Source organism: Serratia marcescens (assembly GCF_001902635.1).
GTDB lineage: Bacteria > Pseudomonadota > Gammaproteobacteria > Enterobacterales > Enterobacteriaceae > Serratia > Serratia marcescens_F.
On the sequence record NZ_MJAO01000009.1, the window covers coordinates 1 to 18619 of the forward strand.

The 18619-nt window shown below is 62.1% G+C and carries 18 protein-coding genes; 11 read left to right on the forward strand and 7 right to left on the reverse strand.

All coding sequences use genetic code 11. The annotated features are described in order from the left end of the window. Positions 1-128: 128 nt before the first annotated feature. Positions 129-815, reverse strand: coding sequence for a helix-turn-helix transcriptional regulator (locus BHU62_RS10540; RefSeq protein WP_073531971.1), 687 nt, complete (start codon positions 813-815; stop codon positions 129-131). Positions 816-896: 81 nt separating this feature from the next. On the opposite strand from BHU62_RS10540, the gene BHU62_RS10545 reads away from it, so the two are divergent. Continuing rightward, on the forward strand, positions 897-1247 hold the full coding sequence (locus BHU62_RS10545; protein WP_073531972.1) for a hypothetical protein: 351 nt from the start codon (positions 897-899) through the stop codon (positions 1245-1247). Positions 1248-1372: 125 nt separating this feature from the next. Further along, a complete protein-coding gene (aac(6'), locus tag BHU62_RS10550; protein ID WP_073531973.1) occupies positions 1373-1813 on the forward strand; it encodes an aminoglycoside 6'-N-acetyltransferase in 441 nt (146 codons plus the stop codon). Here aac(6') and BHU62_RS10555 read toward each other — a convergent pair whose 3' ends face one another. Further along, positions 1814-2530 carry an HPP family protein gene (locus BHU62_RS10555; protein ID WP_073531974.1) on the reverse strand — a complete coding sequence of 239 codons (717 nt, stop codon included), beginning with the start codon at positions 2528-2530 and terminating at the stop codon, positions 1814-1816. A 159-nt stretch (positions 2531-2689) separates the two neighbouring features. Here BHU62_RS10555 and yfcF point away from each other — a divergent pair, with 159 nt between their 5' ends. Then, positions 2690-3325, forward strand: coding sequence for a glutathione transferase (yfcF, locus tag BHU62_RS10560; protein ID WP_073531975.1), 636 nt, complete (start codon positions 2690-2692; stop codon positions 3323-3325). 73 nt (positions 3326-3398) lie between these two features. Here yfcF and BHU62_RS10565 read toward each other — a convergent pair whose 3' ends face one another. From BHU62_RS10565 to BHU62_RS10575, 3 genes are read right to left on the reverse strand one after another with little or no spacing between them, the layout of a single operon-like run. Further along, the gene (locus tag BHU62_RS10565) at positions 3399-4640 is read right to left on the reverse strand and encodes an amino acid permease (protein WP_073531976.1); all 1242 of its coding nucleotides are present in this window, start codon (positions 4638-4640) and stop codon (positions 3399-3401) included. 58 nt (positions 4641-4698) lie between these two features. Beyond that, positions 4699-6153 (reverse strand): NAD-dependent succinate-semialdehyde dehydrogenase, encoded by a 1455-nt coding sequence (locus BHU62_RS10570; protein ID WP_073531977.1) that lies wholly within the window; start codon positions 6151-6153, stop codon positions 4699-4701. 12 nt (positions 6154-6165) lie between these two features. Beyond that, complete coding sequence (locus tag BHU62_RS10575) at positions 6166-7431, reverse strand: 4-aminobutyrate--2-oxoglutarate transaminase (RefSeq protein ID WP_073531978.1); 1266 nt, start codon at positions 7429-7431, stop codon at positions 6166-6168. Positions 7432-7552: 121 nt separating this feature from the next. On the opposite strand from BHU62_RS10575, the gene BHU62_RS10580 reads away from it, so the two are divergent. Continuing rightward, positions 7553-9043: a PLP-dependent aminotransferase family protein gene (locus BHU62_RS10580; protein WP_073531979.1), complete on the forward strand. Its 1491-nt coding sequence runs from the start codon at positions 7553-7555 to the stop codon at positions 9041-9043. 15 nt (positions 9044-9058) lie between these two features. Here the strand turns inward: BHU62_RS10580 and BHU62_RS10585 are convergent, their stop codons facing one another. After that, a complete protein-coding gene (locus tag BHU62_RS10585) occupies positions 9059-10678 on the reverse strand; it encodes an ABC-F family ATP-binding cassette domain-containing protein (protein WP_073531980.1) in 1620 nt (539 codons plus the stop codon). Between the two features lie 307 nt (positions 10679-10985). Between BHU62_RS10585 and BHU62_RS10590 the strand changes: the two genes are divergently transcribed. Beyond that, the gene (locus BHU62_RS10590) at positions 10986-13007 is read left to right on the forward strand and encodes an FAD-dependent oxidoreductase (RefSeq protein ID WP_073531981.1); all 2022 of its coding nucleotides are present in this window, start codon (positions 10986-10988) and stop codon (positions 13005-13007) included. Between the two features lie 34 nt (positions 13008-13041). Here the strand turns inward: BHU62_RS10590 and rlmG are convergent, their stop codons facing one another. Beyond that, positions 13042-14181, reverse strand: a complete 1140-nt coding sequence (gene rlmG / locus BHU62_RS10595; protein ID WP_073531982.1) for a 23S rRNA (guanine(1835)-N(2))-methyltransferase RlmG — start codon at positions 14179-14181, stop codon at positions 13042-13044. A gap of 230 nt (positions 14182-14411) precedes the next feature. Here rlmG and BHU62_RS10600 point away from each other — a divergent pair, with 230 nt between their 5' ends. The 6 genes from BHU62_RS10600 to BHU62_RS10625 all read left to right on the forward strand — a co-directional run bounded on the left by BHU62_RS10600 (position 14412) and on the right by BHU62_RS10625 (position 18531). Further along, entirely contained in the window at positions 14412-14702 is a 291-nt protein-coding gene (locus BHU62_RS10600; protein WP_073531983.1) for a type II toxin-antitoxin system RelE/ParE family toxin, read from the forward strand. A 14-nt stretch (positions 14703-14716) separates the two neighbouring features. Further along, entirely contained in the window at positions 14717-15040 is a 324-nt protein-coding gene (locus BHU62_RS10605; protein WP_073531984.1) for a HigA family addiction module antitoxin, read from the forward strand. After that, positions 15033-15545 carry a M48 family metallopeptidase gene (locus BHU62_RS10610; RefSeq protein WP_073531985.1) on the forward strand — a complete coding sequence of 171 codons (513 nt, stop codon included), beginning with the start codon at positions 15033-15035 and terminating at the stop codon, positions 15543-15545. Before BHU62_RS10605 ends, BHU62_RS10610 begins: the two co-directional genes overlap by 8 nt. A 51-nt stretch (positions 15546-15596) precedes the next feature. After that, positions 15597-16577: a Gfo/Idh/MocA family protein gene (locus BHU62_RS10615; protein WP_073531986.1), complete on the forward strand. Its 981-nt coding sequence runs from the start codon at positions 15597-15599 to the stop codon at positions 16575-16577. Between the two features lies 1 nt (position 16578). Further along, a complete protein-coding gene (locus tag BHU62_RS10620) occupies positions 16579-17310 on the forward strand; it encodes a glutamine amidotransferase (protein WP_073531987.1) in 732 nt (243 codons plus the stop codon). Between the two features lie 252 nt (positions 17311-17562). Continuing rightward, positions 17563-18531: a TerC family protein gene (locus BHU62_RS10625; RefSeq protein WP_073531988.1), complete on the forward strand. Its 969-nt coding sequence runs from the start codon at positions 17563-17565 to the stop codon at positions 18529-18531. Positions 18532-18619 lie beyond the last annotated feature (88 nt).

The following is an 18619-nucleotide window of genomic DNA, read 5'->3' on the forward strand; positions in this document are numbered from 1 at the left end:
TTGCCCACAGTGGCGGCACAAGGCTACCCAATGCCCTCAAAGGGCAGGTATTTAAACAGCCCGTCGTTACAGTGCCGCCCACACAATGGCTCGTCGTGTCATTATCGCCAAAGCCGCCTCCATAGCGCCTATGCTGCCGGTAAAGATTTAATATAATCTTCAAAACGTTTACCTCTTTCCTGTCGAAAACGTTCGCCGGTGTCCGTCAACGATAGAATGCCATCAACGCGCAGATTGCGGAAATCGGCTTTGGTCTCGCACCATATGGTCAGCAGCCATACGGCGTCAAACATCGTCAATCCTAATGGCCTGATATTTCTTCGGCTTTCATTGCCTTTAAGGTCGCGATAGCAGACGACCAACCGCTTTCTGCCTCGAATAGCCACGCGCAATGGCTCCAGATGCCTGTCGGCCAGCTCATACTCCAGACTCCTGCGCGAGACGGCGCGCAATGGCATATGCTCATAGCGTTTCTTCGCATCGTCATCCAACATGGCACCTATTTTGGATGAAACGCGACGTGCCGCTTCACCCAGCTGCGCATCACCACGAGCCGCAATCAGACGAGTACCCAGCATTATGGCCTCCAGCTCGTTAGCGTCAAAATGCAGCGGCGGCAAGAAATACCCCTTTTCCAGCTGGTACCCCAATCCAGACTCGCCGCGGATCGGCGCGCCCATCGCCTGCAACGTGCTCATATCTCGATAGATGGTTCGCACCGAAACGTCCAGCGTCTGGGCCAGAAACTCCGCCGAAACCGGGCGTTGTCTGCCGCGCAGTTGGTCGAGTATTGAAAATAACCTGACGGTTCTCACTGAATGCCTCCGACACCCCTGACAAAAATTGGCAGGGTCGCGGCCTATGATAGTCACTCACCCATTACTGGAAAAATTACCATGACATCCCCTAATCACATAGCAGCATATTCCCCCGCCAGTGCCGGCCATGGCGTCGAACTGAGCCGCTTCAGACTAAGAAAAGGCGTTACCGAAGAGAAGATGTACGCTGCCTATTGCCAAATGGTGCAACATCATCTGTCTGCGCAACCAGGTTGGCTACATCAGTATTTACTTAAACTGGACGGAGACGTTTTCGTCGATGTGGCCATTGCAGAAAGCCATGCACAGTCGCAGGCCATCTGTACCAGTTGGCATGGCCAATCACATTGCGAAAGCTTCCTTAGCCTTATCGAGCCGGAGAGCATGCACTTTGGAACGTTAATGTGCGCTCCACTCGTTATTCGATAAGCACACCGACAAGACGATCATTATCATAAGTGGGAGAAATGGCGAGATAGCAATGGAGAGATTGAGCTTGCGCGTCGAGACCTGCTACGCTCGCGGGTAACAAAAATCACCGCTAAGGACCCCGCATGATCGTCATCTGCGACCACGACAACCTCGACGCTTGGCTGGCGCTGCGCACGGCACTGTGGCCGTCCAGCCCGCCTGAAGAGCACCGCGCGGAAATGCGCGAGATATTGGCTTCACCGCACCACACCGCGTTTATGGCGCGGGGGCTGGACGGCGCTTTCGTTGGCTTTGCCGAGGTCGCGCTGCGCTACGATTACGTTAACGGCTGCGAATCGTCGCCGGTGGCGTTTCTGGAAGGGATTTATACCCTTGAGCGCGCCCGCCGCCAGGGCTGGGCCGCGCGTTTGATCGCGCAGGTGCAGGAATGGGCGAAGCAACAGGGGTGCAGCGAGCTGGCGTCGGATACCGATATCGCCAATCTGGACTCCCAGCGCCTGCACGCGGCGCTGGGCTTTGCCGAAACGGAACGGGTGGTGTTTTACCGTAAAACGCTGGGCTGATCAGGCGGTCTTGCTTTGCCGCTGATGCGCCAGCTGCTCGGCGCGCAGCAGGATCTCCTGCAGATCGTCCTCGTCGATATCGAACAGATCCCCCTCCATCAGCGCCTCGTGCAGATCGGCGCGGGTGATGGAAACGGCATCAATTGGCAGATTGGCCGGTTTGGCCTCCGCCGGCGCCAGCGCGTGTGGGTAGCGCCGCCCGGCCAGGTTATTGAACAAAATGGCCAGCGCCGCCAACAACGCCGAGTTCAACAGCACCGGGTACAGCACGAAGTGGTAGCCCATCTGGTGAATGCCGGGGCCGCCGAGGATCGCGGTCAGCGCGACGGCGCCACCCGGCGGATGCAGACAACGCAGCTTGAACATCAAGCCGATGGCCACTGCCGCCGCCGCGCCGCAGGCCAGACCGGGATCGGGAATCAACAGCCCGGCGGTGACGCCCACCGTCGCCGCCACCGTATTGCCGCCGACGATCGACCAAGGCTGCGCCAACGGACTGTTAGGCACGCCGAACAACAACACCGCCGAGGCGCCCATCGGCGCGATAAACCACAGGTTCACCTCACCCAAAATAAAGTGGCTGATCCAGCCGGCGAGCATCAGCCCCAAACCGGCGCCGACGCTGGAAATCAGCATTTCTCGCTTGCCCACCGCCAGCGGATGCGGCCACAGGCGCGCGCATCCCACTTTCACTCGTTCTATCCACTGCGTCTTCATGTTACCCGGTATGACTCAATTCACGTGTTGGCAACAAATATATCACATCGAGATTGCCGCCATACGCCGCGCCGGGAAAGAACTTTTGGCCTAACAGATTGATTTTTGGTCTTCCCTCGACAATGATGAAGATCCCCCCTTAACCCCGAGGAACCGCCGATGTCTCAACCGATCACCGAACTTTATACCGACAGTGAATTTTTCAGCCCGTACGCCATGTCCGCCTTTGTCGTGCTGACGGAAAAAGGCATTCCGTTCACCGTAAAGCCGGTGGATCTGGCAAAGGAAGAGAATAAAGGGGCACCCTACGCAACGCTGTCGCTCACCCGTCGGGTGCCGACGTTGGCGATCGGCGAGTTCCAGCTCTCGGAATCTTCGGCGATCGCCGAATACCTGGAGGACATCCATCCGGCCCACGCCGTGTATCCGCGCGACGTCAAGCTGCGCGCCAAAGCGCGTGAGATCCAGGCCTGGCTGCGCAGCGATCTGCTGCCGATCCGCGCCGAACGTTCGACCGAGGTAGTGTTCAACAACGGCAAGTTCCCGCCGCTGTCCGAAGCCGCTCAAGAGGCCGCACGCAAGCTGATCGCCGCCGTCGAAAAACTGCTGAGCCACGGGCAGGACAATCTATTCAGGGAGTGGTGCATCGCCGACACCGATCTGGCGTTGATGCTCAACCGGCTGGTGATGCACGGCGATCCAGTGCCGGAGCGCGTTCGCTACTATGCGCACAAACAGTGGCAGCGCCCGTCGGTGCAGGCCTGGCTGGCGCTGTCGGCCAAGCGGCGCGCCTGAGAAAAAAATCGGCGGCCACGACGCCGCCGTTCTCAATGCCGAGAAACAACATCACTACTTGAGGGAAGGCAAATCACCATCCAGAGGGCAGATAACCTAACAATGAAGCGATGGCGTACACCGCACTGCCCAGATACAGCAACACAATGCTGATCTGCAGCAACGGGTGCGTAATCCAGCTGCACTGCCAGCGCGGCGTCTGGTCGCCATGTTTGCGTGCGCCGCGCAGGATCAGCATCGGCATGATCGACAGGATCACCCCGCTGAACACCCCGGCGAAGTAGAGCGCGTTGACGAACGACACCAGCCCGCTGTAGGCCAGCGCGAACGGCGGCACCACCACCAGCAGCAGTACGCCGAAGCGGCGCAACGGCAGCTCGTCGTTGCCCAACCGGAACTTGTCGAAGATATTGGTCAGGAAGCTGCCGCCCAGCCCCCAGTACGAAGTCAGCATTGCGCACAGCGCGAAGATATTGGCGGAGAAGAACGCCCACTGCCCCAGTGCCTGGCCCCAGGAGATGGTAGCCACGTCGGAGATGTCATCCAAGCCGCTGAGCGCAATCACCGACATCGGCACCGCCGCCAGCAAAATGAAGGTCACTGCCATGCCGACGACAATCGCCTTCGGTAGCTGCTCCGGCTTGTCGGCAAAGCCGCGCGCCATCTCCGGCACGATGTACTGCGCCGAGAAACAGAACACCACCACGTTGAACACCGGCACCATATAACGCCAGTCGCCGTCCAGCAGGTTGCGCATCTGAGTGGTGTCTTTCAGCAGCGTCGCCGCCACCAGCGCGGTCAGCATCACCACCATACCGATACTGATGAACTTCTCGCCGCGGCCGATCGCTTTCAAACCGAGGTACAGCACGCCGGCGGCGGGCACGAAGAACAGCAGGCTGCCGAGCGCCGGCGAGATGCCGAACAGCGATTGCAGCAGCTTGCCGCTGCCGGTCATATAGGCGGTGAGCGCCCCGACGCTGTTGACGCACACCGAAGCGAACATCAGCCAGGCGCCCAGGCCACCGACATAGCGCTTCGCCAGCCCGCTCAGTTGCAAATGCGCCCGAGTGCGCAGCGTAGATTCGGCGACGTACAGCATGGTGATGGTGGTCAGGCTCCCCACCAGGACCAGCCAGAACAACAGCGGCAGGAAACCGGCCTTGCTGGAGGCGTAGGCGATGGAGAGCACCCCGGCGCCGATGTTGGTGCCGACGATCATCGCCACCCCTTCAAGAAAACTCAACGATTTGGCGGGTGCAGGTGCTCGCACCCCGGCGGCAAGCGCCGGAGAAACAGAGATATTATCAGACATGCATCATCCTTTATCGCCCGGCGACGCTGGCCGCCGGGATGGGTTAACGTCCTGGCGTTCAACAGCTCACATCGATACACAGGTATTTCAGCTCCAGATATTCTTCTATCCCGTAGCGCGATCCTTCACGCCCGAGCCCTGACTGTTTCACACCGCCGAACGGTGCCACTTCGTTGGAAATCAGCCCGGTGTTGATGCCGACCATGCCGTACTCCAGCGCTTCCGGCACACGCCACTGGCGCGCGGCGTTCTGCGTGAACAGGTAAGCGGCCAGGCCGAATTCGGTGTCGTTGGCCATGGCGATGGCTTCAGCCTCGTCATGGAAACGGAACAGCGGCGCCACCGGCCCGAAGGTCTCTTCTTTGGCGAAGCGCATCTTCTGCGTCACGCCGGTCACCACCGTCGGTTGGAAGAAGGTGCCGCCCAGCGCGTGCGGCTGGCCGCCGGTGGCGATCTGCGCCCCTTTGATCAGCGCATCATCGATATGGCTCTGCACCTTCGCCACCGCATCGCTGTCGATCAGCGGCCCTTGGGTGGTGCCTTCGTGGCTGCCGTCGCCGACTTTCAACTGCTCGACCGCCGCCACCAGCTTCTCCGCCAGGCGCTCGTAGATGCCGTCCTGCACGTAGATGCGGTTGGCGCAGACGCAGGTCTGGCCGCTGTTGCGGAACTTGGAGGCCATGATGCCCGCCACCGCCGCGTCCAAATTGGCATCGTCGAACACGATGACCGGCGCATTGCCGCCCAGCTCCAGCGACAGTTTCTTGATGCTCGGCGCGCACTGCGCCATCAGGATGCGGCCGACCTCGGTCGAACCGGTAAAGCTCAGCTTGCGCACCACCGGGCTGTCGCACAGCACCTTGCCCACCTGCGCCGCTTCGCCGGTCACCACCTGCAAAACGCCCGCGGGAATACCGGCGTCCTGCGCCAGCTTGGCCAGCGCCAGCGCGGTCAACGGCGTTTGCTCGGCCGGTTTGACGATGATGGCGCAACCCGCCGCCAGCGCCGGCGCCACCTTACGGGTGATCATCGCCGCCGGGAAGTTCCACGGGGTGATCGCCGCGCACACGCCGATCGGCTGCTTCACCACCACCAGGCGCTGCGAAGCCTGCGGCGCCTGCAATACCGCGCCGTCCACCCGCTTGGCCTCTTCGGCGAACCAGGTGATGAACGACGCGGCGTAGGCCACTTCGCCGCGCGCTTCTGCCAGCGACTTGCCCTGTTCGGCGGTCATCAGCTGCGCCAGATCTTCCTGCGCGGCCAGCACCTTGTCGGCCCAGGCCAACAGCAGCGCGGAGCGCTGCTTGGCGGTCAGCTGTTTCCAGTCGTTTTGCGCCCGCTGCGCCGCCGCGATCGCCTGCTGGGTTTCCTCTTCGCTGACCAGCGGAATGCTGGCCAGTTCGGCACCGCTAGCCGGGTTGATCACCGCTTCGCGCTTGCCGCTCAGGGCGTCGCACCATTCGCCGTTGATCAGACACTGGCTGCGCAACAGCTCGGGATTATTCAATTTCATGCCGTTCGCTCCTTAGTGGGCCAGCGCGCGGGACAGGATGCCCATCGCCTTGGTGAACTGATCGTCCGGGATGGTCAGCGGGTACAGGAAGCGGATCACGTTACCGTTCACGCCGCAGCTCAACAGCAGCAACCCTTCTTCCATCGCCTTCTGCTGCACCTGACGGGTGATCTCCGCCGAAGGCTTGCCGGTGGCCGGATCGTTGAACTCCACCGCCACCATCGAACCCTGCGCGCGCACATCGGCGATCGCCGAGCTGGTTTTGCGCGCCTGCTGCAACACTTCCACCAGGTGCTGACCGAGGCGCTGGGCGCGCTGGCACAGCTGCTCTTCTTCGATCACATCCAGCACTGCGTGCGCCGCAGCCACCGCCAGCGGGTTACCGGCGTAGGTGCCGCCCAGCCCGCCCGGCGCCGGCGCGTCCATCACCTCGGCGCGGCCCGCCACCGCCGACAGCGGCATGCCGCCCGCCAGGCTTTTCGCCATGGTGATCAGATCCGGTTTAACGCTGTAGTGCTCCATGGCGAACAGCTTGCCGGTACGGGCGAAGCCGGTCTGCACTTCGTCGGCGATCAGCAGGATGCCGTGCTGATCGCACAGCGCGCGCAGCGCCTGCATGAACTCGGCCGGCGCCACGTTGAAGCCGCCTTCGCCCTGCACCGGCTCCAGCACGATCGCCGCCACCTGCTTGGGATCGATATCCGCTTTAAACAGGCGATCCAGGCTGTTCATCGCGTCCTCGGTGGTCACGCCGTACAGCGCGTTCGGGTACTGGCCGTGGAACACCGAGCCGGGGAATGGGCCAAAGCCCAGTTTGTAAGGCGCCACTTTGCCGGTCAGCGCCATAGTCATGTAGGTACGGCCATGGAAGCCGCCGCCGAAGGTGATCAGCCCCGGGCGGCCGGTGTAGGCGCGGGCGATCTTCACCGCGTTTTCCACCGCTTCCGCGCCGGTGGTGAAGAAGGCGGTTTTACACGGGCCGGCGATCGGCGCACGCTGGTTGATGCGCTCCGCCAGCGAGACATAGCTTTCGTAAGGAACGATCTGATAGGCGGTGTGGGTGAAGGCCTGCAGCTGCTTTTCAATCGCGGCGATCACCTTCGGGTGGCGGTGGCCGGTGTTCAGCACGGCGATCCCCGAGGCGAAGTCGATCACTTCTTTGCCTTCCACATCCCACAGCGTGGCGTTCTCTGCGCGCTCGGCGTAAAAACCACACATCACGCCCACTCCGCGCGGGGTGGCGTCCTGACGGCGTTGGTTCAATTCTGCGTTTTTCATGTTGTTCTCTCCGGTCGGTGCCAGTTACACGTTTCGTTCACATTCGTGAAACAATGCCGTTTATTTACACAGGATGTGGCCCTATAATCGAGTGCCAGTTACGAATAATTGAGGGATCCAATTGCGCTCATTGAGTGGTGATCTGTTGCTGCAGCGCCTCGGCGAGCAGCCCGATGACAAGCTGCACAAGCGGCTTTACAACGCGATCCGCACCAGCATTCTCGACGGCAGCCTGCCGCCCTCCAGCCGCCTGCCCGCCTCGCGCGATCTGGCGCAGGAGCTCAGCCTGTCCCGCAACACTGTATTAACCGTTTATGAACAACTGCTGGCGGAAGGTTACGTGTCGGCGCGCGCCGGCAGCGGCACCTTCGTCGCCGACACGGTGCCGGACAGCTGCCTCTCCACCGGCGGCGCCCCGGCGGACGGCAGCGGGCAACCGCGGCGCGTTGAACTGTCGGCGCGCGGCGCCACGCTGCTGCACCACGCCAGCGCCAGCCCCAAACAGTGGGGGGCATTCATTCCCGGCGTGCCCGACGTCAACGCCTTTCCCCATCAGCTGTTCAGCAAGATCCAGGCACGCCTCAGCCGCCGCCCGGCGCCGCAACGGCTGACCTACAGCAATCAGGGCGGCAGCCCGGAGCTGCAGCATGCGTTGGTGGAGTATTTACGGGTGGCGCGCTCGGTGCGTTGCTCGCCGGAACAGATCCTGATCACCGAGGGCATCCATCAGGCGATCGATCTGGTGACGCGCATGTTGTGTAATCCGGGGGATGACGCCTGGATCGAAGAGCCGGGCTATTGGGGGATCCGCAATATCCTGCGCATCAATGCGCTGAACATCTGCCCGCTGGCGGTGGACGAAGCCGGGCTGGTGCCGCCGGAGCAGCCGACCACCCCGCCGCGGCTGATCTTCGTCACCCCGTCGCACCAGTACCCGCTCGGCTCGGTGATGAGCCTGGCGCGCCGCCAACGGCTGCTGGCGCTGGCGCGCAACGCCGGCGGTTGGATCGTCGAGGACGACTACGACAGCGAATTCCGCTTTTCCGGCCAACCGATCCCGGCGCTGCAAGGGCTGGAGGCCGACGCGCCGGTGATCTACATCGGCACCTTCAGCAAAACACTCTACCCGGCGTTGCGCCTCGGCTATGTGGTGTTGCCGCCGCCGCTGGTGCAGGCGCTGAAAACCGCCCACGCCGAGCTGTATCGCGGTGGGCATCTGCTGATCCAGAGCGCGCTGGCGGAATTCATTCAGGAGGGGCACTACACCGCGCATATCCGCCGCATGCGGCTGCTGTACGCCCGGCGGCGCGCCTTCCTGACCGGATTGATCGAACAGCACCTCGGCAAACAGGCGCTCAGCGAGTTCAACAGCAACGCCGGATTGCACCTGATCCTCAATCTGCCGGACGAGGCCGACGACGTGGCGATCGCCGCCGCCGCCGGCGCGCAGGGGGTACTGGTGCGGCCGCTGTCGCGCTACTACATGCTGCCCAATCGCCGGCGCGGCCTGCTGATGGGCTTCGCCTGCGTGCCGGAAGAGCAGATGGCCGCCGCTTTCACTCAGTTGCTGGCGTGCATCAACGCGCCCGAGATGAAAAAGGCGGCCCCTTAGGGCCGCCTTCGCGCGTTACCAGGCCTGAAGCCGCCAGCCGTCCGCCAGCCAATGCAGGCGGTGCGTCGGCCGCAGCGCCTGCAGGAAGGCTTCGTCGTGCGACACCACCAGCATCGCGCCGGGGAAATCCGCCAGGGCGGTTTCGATCGCCAGCGACGACGCCAGATCCAAATGGTTGGTCGGCTCGTCCAGCAACAGCAGCTGCGCCGGTTGCCGCCGCCACAGCGCGCAGGCTAACGCCGCCTTGAGCCGTTCACCGCCGCTCAGCGAGCCCAGCGGCAACGCGATGCGATCTGCACCAAGCTGCAGCTGCGCCAGCCGGGTGCGCAACGCGCCTTCCGCCAACGGCGAATCCTGTAGCCCCAGGTGTTCCATCACCGACAGACTCGGGTCGAGCTGCGACAGGGTTTGATCGAGGTAGGCCGTCGACAGCGGGCAATGACAATGGCCGGAAAGCGCCGCCAGCTGACCGAGAAGGGTCTTCAGCAAGGTCGACTTGCCGCAGCCGTTGGGGCCGGTCAACGCCACGCGCATCGGGCCGTCGATACGCAGGTCCAGCGGCGGCGCGCTGACGAACGGCAGCTGCAGCTGCTCGAGCACCAGCACCTGCTTGTTTGCGCTCACTTCGCTGCCCGGCAGCGCCAGCAACACCGGTTGTTCTTCCTCCACCCGCTGATAGGCCTCGCGCACCGCCGCATCGAGGCTGTCGCGCTGATCCTGATGCTGTTTGCGCAGCGTGCCGAGGCTCTCCTTCGCCGCCGACTTGTAGGCCACCCGCTCGAAGGAGGCGATATTCAGCGTATCGACGACGCGCAGCGTTTGCGCCGAGCGCCGCTGGCTCATGTCGTGCTCTCTCTGCTGGCGGGCGCGGGTGCGGCGGCGTTCCTCGCGCGCATGTTCCAGATCGGCGCGCGCCGCCTGCTGTTCCGTATCGCGCTGGCGCCGGTAGTCGTCGTAGTTGCCGCCGTAGCTGCGCAGCGCGCCGGGCGTCAGTTCGACGATCCGTTCCATGCGCGCCAGCAGTTGCCGGTCATGGCTTGCGATAAGCAACCCACCGCGCCACTGTTCCAGCTGGTGATACAGCCAGGTGCGCCCGGCGCTGTCGAGGTGGTTGGTCGGTTCGTCCAGCAGCAGATAATCCGCCTCCCCGAGAAAAGCGCCGCACAGCGCCGCGCGCATCCGTTCGCCGCCGCTCAGAGAACTTGCGGATCGCAGCGGCTCGAAGGCCGGCAGCCCGGCGGCGGCGAAGGCGCCTTGCAGGCGATCGTTGAGATCCCAGCGTCCTTCCAGACGATCGATGTCGTCCGCCAACGGCCGCCCCTGCTCGATGCGCGCCAGCGCGGCGAAGAGGTCGCCGTAGCCCAGCAACTGCGCCAGCGTGGTGTCCGCCGCGATCTCCGGCTGCTGCGCAACGTAAGCCAATGCGGCATGGGATTCGACGTGCCCGTTGCCCGGCTGATCCCGCCCGGCGATCAGGCGCAGCAGCTGGGTTTTGCCGACGCCGTTGCGCCCCACCAGGCCGCAGTGCTGCCGATCGAAAGCGAGATCCAGCGGGCCGAACAGCGTTTCGCCGTCAGCAAATTGGCAGGTCAGTTGATGTAAAACGAAATAAGGGGACTGCGCTAAATGAGCCATAAGCACTCCTGAATGAGATCAAAACATCCCCACAAGGCGCGGGAGCGCACAGCGTGGGACCAGATATCAACAGGTGTGGTTGTTCATTTTCGGTTATGGCTCCGCAGAGAGAAGGAATTTACAACGCGCAAAGGTTAACCGATCTTTTGTTCGTTATGCAAACGGTGTCAGAGATTCATGACGTTTATCACATTCAGCGCAACGCAGATTCCCAAGCGGCACAACAACGGCTAGATTTATCTCATCCGACCACTTATGTTCACATAATTATAACAACGGGCCCCGATTTCACCCGATGGAGAGTGCAATGAGCAATTACCCTCACCTGCTGGCGCCGCTGGATCTCGGCTTCACCATCCTGAAAAACCGGGTGCTGATGGGATCGATGCATACCGGCCTGGAAGAGCTGCCCGACGGCCCACAGCGCCTGGCCGCGTTCTATGCCGAGCGCGCCGCCGCCGGCGTGGCCCTGATCGTCACCGGCGGCATCGCGCCCAACGACAAAGGCGTGGTGTACCGCGGCGGCTCCACCCTCAGCAGCGAGGCGCAGCTGCCTCACCATCGGCCGGTCACCGAGGCGGTTCATCGCGCGGGCGGCAAGATCGCGCTGCAGATCCTGCATGCCGGCCGCTACAGCTATCAACCGCAGCCGGTAGCCCCTTCCGCCCTGCAGGCGCCGATCAACCCCTTCGCGCCAAGCGCGCTGAGCGAAGCGGAGATCGAGCAAACCATCGCCGACTTCGCCCACTGCGCGGCGCTGGCGCAACAGGCCGGCTACGACGGCGTTGAGGTGATGGGTTCCGAAGGCTACCTGATCAACCAATTTTTGGCCTCGCGCACCAACCAGCGCGACGACCAATGGGGTGGCAGCTTCACCAACCGCATGCGCTTCGCCGTTGAGATCGTGCGGGCGGTACGCCAGGCGGTGGGTCCGGAATTCATTCTGATCTACCGGCTGTCGATGCTCGATCTGGTGGAAGACGGTTCCAGCTGGCAGGAGATCGAACAGCTGGCACTGGCGGTCGAACAGGCGGGCGCCACGATCATCAACACCGGCATCGGCTGGCACGAGGCGCGCATCCCGACCATCGCTACCATGGTGCCGCGCGCCGGGTTCAGCTGGGTGACCCGTAAGCTGATGGGCAAGGTCGGCATTCCGCTGATCACCACCAACCGCATCAACGATCCGGCGGTGGCCGAGCAGGTGCTGGCGGACGGCTGCGCCGATATGGTGTCGATGGCGCGTCCGTTCCTCGCCGACGCCGCCTTTGTCCAGAAAGCCGCCGAGGGGCGCGCCGATGAGATCAATACCTGCATCGGTTGCAATCAGGCCTGCCTCGACCAGATTTTTGAAGGCAAGCTGACCTCTTGTCTGGTCAACCCGCGCGCCTGCCGTGAAACCGAAATGCCGCTGACCATGGCGGAGAAACCGAAAAAACTGGCGGTGATCGGCGCCGGCCCTGCCGGGCTGGCCTTCGCCACCACCGCCGCCAGCCGCGGCCATCAGGTAACGCTGTTCGACGCCGCCGAGCAGATCGGCGGACAGTTCAACATCGCCAAGCAGATCCCCGGCAAGGAAGAATTCCATGAAACCCTGCGTTACTTCCGCCGCCAGCTGGTGCTGCGCGAAGTGACGGTCAGGCTGGGCGTCAAGGTCGAGGCGGCAGACTTAAGCGAGTTCGACGAAGTGATCCTCGCCTGCGGCATCGTGCCGCGCACCCCGGACATCCCCGGCATCGGCCACGCCAAGGTGCTGAGCTATCTGGACGTACTGCGCGATAAAAAGCCGGTCGGCCAGCGGGTGGCGATCGTCGGCGCCGGCGGCATCGGCTTCGATACCGCCGAGTATCTCAGCCAGCACGGCGTGTCCAGCAGCCTGGATCAGGCTGAGTTCAACCGTGAATGGGGCATCGACGGTCGCCTTGAACAGCGCGGTGGGCTGGCGGCGCAAGGGCCGCAGGCACCGCGCGCCGCGCGGCAAATCTATCTGTTACAGCGCAAAACCAGCAAAGTGGGCGAAGGCCTGGGGAAAACCACCGGTTGGATCCACCGCGCCAGCCTGGCGATGCGCGGCGTGAAGATGCTCAACAGCGTCAACTATCGGCTGATCGACGATGAAGGGCTGCACATCACCCGCGCCGAGCAGGACAGCTGCCTGCCAGTGGATACGGTGGTCATCTGCGCCGGGCAGGAACCGCGCCGCGAGTTGCAGCAACCGCTGCTGGCGATGGGGAAAACCGTGCACCTGATCGGCGGCGCCGACGTGGCCGCCGAGCTGGATGCCCGCCGCGCGATCGATCAGGGCACGCGGCTGGCGATGGCGCTATAAAAAAGGGGCGCCCGGCGCCCCTTGTTATTCACTCTCAGCGACGCGCGCCGGATTTCACCGCGCGGAGGATCACGAACTTCTTGTTCGAGGCCACCAGCGTGCAGTTGCCGAACAGGCGCTTGAGCTTCTGGTGATAGTCGAGGTGGCGGTTGCCGACGATGCGCAATTCGCCACCCACCTGCAGGCAGCGCTTGGCGTCGCAGAACATCTGCCAGGCGGTGTGATCGGTGATCGCGTGCTGCTGGTGGAACGGCGGGTTACACAACACCGCCTGCACGCTTTCACGCTCGATGCCCGCCAGCGAATTGTTCACCTCAAACTGGCAGCGATCCAGTTCTTGCGGCAGGTTGTGCTCCACGTTCAGTTCGCTGGAGGCCACCGCCATGTAAGATTCATCGACGAAGGTCACCTGCGCTTCCGGGTTTTGCGCCAGCGCCGTCAGCCCAATCACGCCGTTGCCACAGCCCAGATCGACGATATGGCCGTTCAGGCCACGCGGCAGATGCTCCATGAACAGGCGCGCGCCGATATCCAGGCTGCCGCGCGAGAAGACGTTGGCGTGGTTGTGGATAAGCCAATCGGTGCCGTCCAGCGTCCAATCGGTGGTTTCCGCTGCCGCCGGCGGGACGATGTCCGCCGCCTGGCAGAAGATCAGGCGCGCTTTTTTCCACGCCAGGCTGGTGCGCGTCGGGCCCAGTACCTTTTCAAACAGCTGCATCGTCGAGGTATGCACGTCGCGCGCCTTGGCGCCGGCGACGATCAGCGTGTCTTCGGTCACGACGTGGCGCAGCGCGCGCAGCTGCTGTTCCAGCAGCGCCAGCGCCTTAGGCACGCGAATCAACACCACCGCCGGCGCCGCCGGCAGTTCGGCCAGGCTGTCCAGCAGCGTGACCTGCTCGGGATCGAGACCGTTGAGCTTGAGATTGTGACGCGTCGCCAGCTGGCTCATATATGAGTCGCTGACGCTGTAAGGACGATGCGCGTGCAGCGCGCAGGCCAAGGTGCCGAAGTTGTCGTTGAAAATCAGCACCGGACGGCCGCCGATATCCACGTTTTCAAGCTGTTGCAGCAAATATTCGTCCGCCGCTTCCCACGCCTGCAGCTGGGTGGATTCTTCCTGTTGGGGATAACGCTCCAGCTCAAGTTGCTGTGTTCCCAGATCGAGTTGGCTCATTGCCCCTCCTGACTGATAAAATTTGGGCTGTTTATCCCCTAAAAACGCCCGTCAGTAAAATGTTTTTTCGGATAAATTGCGTATTGCGCCGCGTATCTGAAAACCCGCGCCCCTTTTCCCCTTTAACAACATTAACCTTCCCTTCCCGAGCCTCTATTTCGACGTTTTTTTAATCTGACGAGGTGTAACTTTAAATGTTACACTGTCAGTCCCTATGGAAGGGGGAAAGCATGATTAAATCTTTCCGCGATCGCTATCTGGAGCAGTTCTATCTGGAAGGCAAGCGCAGCCGGCTGATTCCCGGCGCGCTCGAACGGCAGTTGGCCAGAAAGCTCGATATGTTGACGGCCGCGCAGCAAGAGCGTGATTTGCATCACCCCACGGGCAACTATTACAAGCGGCTGTCCGGGCCGTTTCAGGGATGGTCAAGTCTGCGCGTCAATATGCACTGGCGGCTGATGTTCCAGTGGCGGCATGACGCCGCTGAAAAAATTTACCTCGATCCTCACCAAGATACCTAAACGAGGGGGAATCTATGTTGGAAACCACGACTCGCGAACCCACCACTGTGGGGGAAGTGCTGCAGGAAGAGTATCTAACGCCGTTGGGCATCGGCCAGGAGGAACTGGCAAAGGTTTTGGGCGTCACCCGCGCCACCGTCAACCGTCTGTGCAACGGGCATCGGCGCATGAGCGTTGCCGAGGCCAACCTGTTTGCCGATCTGTTCGAAACGACCACCGACTTTTGGCTGAACCTGCAGGCGGCGCACGATCGCTGGGAGGCCAGACAGGCCAATGCACAGCGCGTGCGGCTGCGGCCAATCAAAGAAATACTGAGGCGCAATATCACTCATGCATGACATCGAACTCGCCTACCTGCAAAGCTACCCGACGCATCTGCAAAGCCAGGTGCAGCAACTGATCCACCAGAACCGGTTGGGCGACGTGCTGCTACAGCGCTACCCGCAGGTGCACGACTGCACCACCGACAAATCGCTGTATCAGTTTACCGTCGATCTGAAAAACCAGTATCTGCGCAACGCCCAGCCGCTGAGCAAGGTGGCCTACGACAGCAAGATCCACGTCATGAAGCACGCGCTGGGCCTGCACACCGCCATCTCGCGCGTGCAGGGCGGCAAGTTGAAGGCCAAGGCGGAAATCCGCGTGGCGACGGTGTTCAAGGTCGCGCCCGAGCCGTTCCTGCGCATGATCGTGGTGCATGAGCTGGCGCACCTGAAAGAGAAAGATCACAACAAGGCGTTCTACAGCCTGTGCTGCCATATGGAGCCCGATTACCACCAGTTGGAGTTCGATACCCGGCTGTATCTGACGCACCTGTCGCTGTTCGGCGAGCTGTATGCATAGTGCGTGAGGGCGTGATAATCTGCGATTTTAGGCCCGGACCGGAGCTCGCGCATGATTCGCTTTGCCGTCGTCGGCACCAATTGGATTACGGAACGTTTTATCGATGCCGCCCATGAAAGCGGCAAACTCAAACTGAGCGCCGTCTATTCACGCTCGCTGGAACAGGCGCAGACGTTCGGCGCCAACTATCAGGTCACGCAGTTTTTCGACTCGCTGGAGGCGATGGCCCAGTCCGACGCTATCGACGCGGTGTATATCGCCAGCCCCAATGCCCTGCACTGCCCGCAATCGCTGCTGTTCCTGCGCCATAAAAAGCACGTGATCTGCGAGAAACCGCTGGCCTCCAACCAGCGCGAAGCGGAACAGCTAGTGGCCAGCGCGCGGGAAAATCAGGTGGTGCTGTTCGAAGCGTTCAAAAGCGCCTATCTGCCGAATTTCCTGGCGCTACAGCAGGCGTTGCCGCAAGTCGGCCGGCTGCGCAAAGCCTTTATCAACTACTGCCAATACTCTTCGCGCTACCCGCGCTACCTCGCCGGCGAGAACCCCAACACGTTTAACCCGCAGTTCTCCAACGGTTCGATCATGGATATCGGCTACTACTGCCTGGCCAGCGCGGTGGCGCTGTTCGGCGCGCCGCAGTCGGTGCTCGCCAGCGCCACGCTGCTGGATACCGGCGTGGACGCCCACGGCACCGTCTGCCTGAACTACGGCGATTTCGACGTCACGCTCTCCCATTCCAAGGTCAGTGACTCAGCGATCCCCAGTGAAATTCAGGGGGAGGAAGGCACGCTGATTATCGACAAGATTTCCGAGTGTCAGGGCGTGGCGCTGACGCCGCGCGGCGGCAACCGGCAGGATCTGAGCCTGCCGCAGCACATCAACACCATGTTGTATGAAGCGCTGGCGTTCGCCGAGTTGGTGGAGAGGCGCCAGGTGGAGCATTCGGGGCTGGAGAACTCGCTGATCGTCGCCCGCCTGCTGACCGACATCCGCCGCCAGACCGGCGTCGTCTTCCCCGCCGACGGAGAATGAGATGAAACCGCTGCTCGTGATGCAAACCGGCGATGCGCCGCAGGCCATTCGTCAGGAATTGGCCAACTTTGAAGGGATGTTCCTGCAACAGGGTAATATCGACGCCGAACGCGTGCACATCGTGCACCTGCCCGCCGGCGAGCGGCCGTTGCCGCCGGCCGCTTATTGCGGCGTGGTCATTACCGGCTCGCCGGCGATGGTGACAGAACGGCTGCCGTGGAGCGAGGAGGCCGCCGAATGGCTGCGTCAGGCGATGGCGATCAAACTGCCGCTGTTCGGCGTCTGCTATGGCCACCAGCTGTTGGCCTACGCGCTCGGCGGCGAAGTGGGCTACCATCCGCAGGGCATGGAAGTCGGTACGCTGGAGATAGAACTGCTGCCCGCCGCGGCCGAAGACCGGCGGCTCACCCTGCTGCCGCCGCGTTTCAAGGCCAATCTGATCCACTCGCAGAGTGTGCTGACGCCACCCGCCGGTGCGCAAACACTGGCACGCTCGCAGCAGGACGCGCACCAGATCCTGCGCTACGGCGATCATGCCCTGACCACCCAGTTCCACCCGGAATTCAACGGTGCGGTGATGAGCCAATATCTGCAATGGCTCGGCGAGCTGCATCCCGAGCAACAAACCCTCTATCAGCAGAAACAACAACAGGTTAGCGACACGCCGTTCAGCCGCCTGCTGCTGCAGGGATTCGTCGTCAGCCTCGGCGCGCAAAAAGCGTTGGCCGGCTAACGCGATTCACATTGACCGCCGACACATTTTGCATTACTTTCTGCTCTGCAAAGGGGAGTAACTTCATTGCCGGTCAATCGTCATTACGATGCGCAAGCATCCGGTTACCGGGCAACCTGATGTCAAAGGTGTAACCACCTTCATCAACGTTGTAAGTGAGACCTTGCCGGAAGGCGAGGTTTGCTTGCAGCGTTCACAGAGCGGCTGGCGTCTTCCGACGTTGGCCGTTTTTGTTTTTGAAGGATATCTCTGATGATGAATACCGTTGGCACACCGTGGTTATGGGGCAGCTTCGCCGCCGTCATAGTCGTGATGCTCGCAATCGACCTCCTGTTGCAGGGCCGCAAAGGCGCGCAAACCATGACCCTGAAGCAGGCCGCCAGCTGGTCGCTGGTGTGGGTCAGCCTCTCCCTGCTGTTCAACTTCGGTTTCTGGTACTACCTGAATGAAACCGCCGGGCGCGCCGTCGCCGATACCCAGGCGCTGGCCTTCCTGACCGGCTACCTGATCGAAAAAGCGTTGGCGGTGGATAATGTGTTCGTCTGGCTGATGCTGTTCAGCTACTTCGCCGTGCCGGCCAACCTGCAGCGGCGGGTACTGATTTACGGCGTACTGGGGGCGATCGTGCTGCGTACCATCATGATCTTCGCCGGCAGCTGGTTGGTGAGCCAGTTCCAGTGGCTGCTGTATCTGTTCGGCGCTTTCCTGCTGTTCACCGGTATCAAAATGGCGCTGGCGAAGGAAGATGACTCTGCGATCGGCGACAAGCCGCTGGTGAAATGGTTGCGCAGCCGCCTGCGCATGACCGACAGCCTGGAAGGCGAGCGCTTCTTCGTGCGCCGCAACGGCATCCTGTTCGCCACCCCGCTGGTGCTGGTGCTGATCCTGGTAGAGCTGAGCGACGTGATCTTCGCGGTGGACAGCATTCCGGCGATCTTCGCCGTCACAACCGATCCGTTCATCGTCCTGACCTCCAACCTGTTCGCCATCATGGGCCTGCGCGCCATGTACTTCCTGCTGGCCAATGTGGCGGAGCGTTTCTCGATGCTGAAATACGGCCTGTCGGTGATCCTGGTGTTTATCGGCATCAAGATGCTGATTATCGACTTTTTCCACATCCCGATCGGCGTGTCGCTCGGCGTGGTGGCGGGCATCCTGACGCTCACCTTGCTGATCAACGCCTGGGTCAATCGCCGCAATGATCGCCTGGCGAAGAAATAACCACAATCTGTTATCCGGGGCGCTAGTCGCCCCGTGATTGTTTGGCAATTCCCGCAAAACGCCAAACGTTATTGCGATCACACAAATG

Bases quoted from the DNA above. Each gene is read 5' to 3' on its own strand.
- BHU62_RS10590 (WP_073531981.1), top strand. From the start codon at position 10,986: ATGAGCAATTACCCTCACCTGCTGGCGCCGCTGGATCTCGGCTTCACC.
- BHU62_RS10585 (WP_073531980.1), bottom strand. From the start codon at position 10,678: ATGGCTCATTTAGCGCAGTCCCCTTATTTCGTTTTACATCAACTGACC.
- BHU62_RS10570 (WP_073531977.1), bottom strand. From the start codon at position 6,153: ATGAAATTGAATAATCCCGAGCTGTTGCGCAGCCAGTGTCTGATCAAC.
- BHU62_RS10545 (WP_073531972.1), top strand. From the start codon at position 897: ATGACATCCCCTAATCACATAGCAGCATATTCCCCCGCCAGTGCCGGC.
- rlmG (WP_073531982.1), bottom strand. From the start codon at position 14,181: ATGAGCCAACTCGATCTGGGAACACAGCAACTTGAGCTGGAGCGTTAT.
- BHU62_RS10615 (WP_073531986.1), top strand. From the start codon at position 15,597: ATGATTCGCTTTGCCGTCGTCGGCACCAATTGGATTACGGAACGTTTT.
- BHU62_RS10620 (WP_073531987.1), top strand. From the start codon at position 16,579: ATGAAACCGCTGCTCGTGATGCAAACCGGCGATGCGCCGCAGGCCATT.
- BHU62_RS10600 (WP_073531983.1), top strand. From the start codon at position 14,412: ATGATTAAATCTTTCCGCGATCGCTATCTGGAGCAGTTCTATCTGGAA.
- yfcF (WP_073531975.1), top strand. From the start codon at position 2,690: ATGTCTCAACCGATCACCGAACTTTATACCGACAGTGAATTTTTCAGC.
- BHU62_RS10625 (WP_073531988.1), top strand. From the start codon at position 17,563: ATGATGAATACCGTTGGCACACCGTGGTTATGGGGCAGCTTCGCCGCC.
- BHU62_RS10555 (WP_073531974.1), bottom strand. From the start codon at position 2,530: ATGAAGACGCAGTGGATAGAACGAGTGAAAGTGGGATGCGCGCGCCTG.
- BHU62_RS10605 (WP_073531984.1), top strand. From the start codon at position 14,717: ATGTTGGAAACCACGACTCGCGAACCCACCACTGTGGGGGAAGTGCTG.
- BHU62_RS10565 (WP_073531976.1), bottom strand. From the start codon at position 4,640: ATGTCTGATAATATCTCTGTTTCTCCGGCGCTTGCCGCCGGGGTGCGA.
- BHU62_RS10610 (WP_073531985.1), top strand. From the start codon at position 15,033: ATGCATGACATCGAACTCGCCTACCTGCAAAGCTACCCGACGCATCTG.
- BHU62_RS10575 (WP_073531978.1), bottom strand. From the start codon at position 7,431: ATGAAAAACGCAGAATTGAACCAACGCCGTCAGGACGCCACCCCGCGC.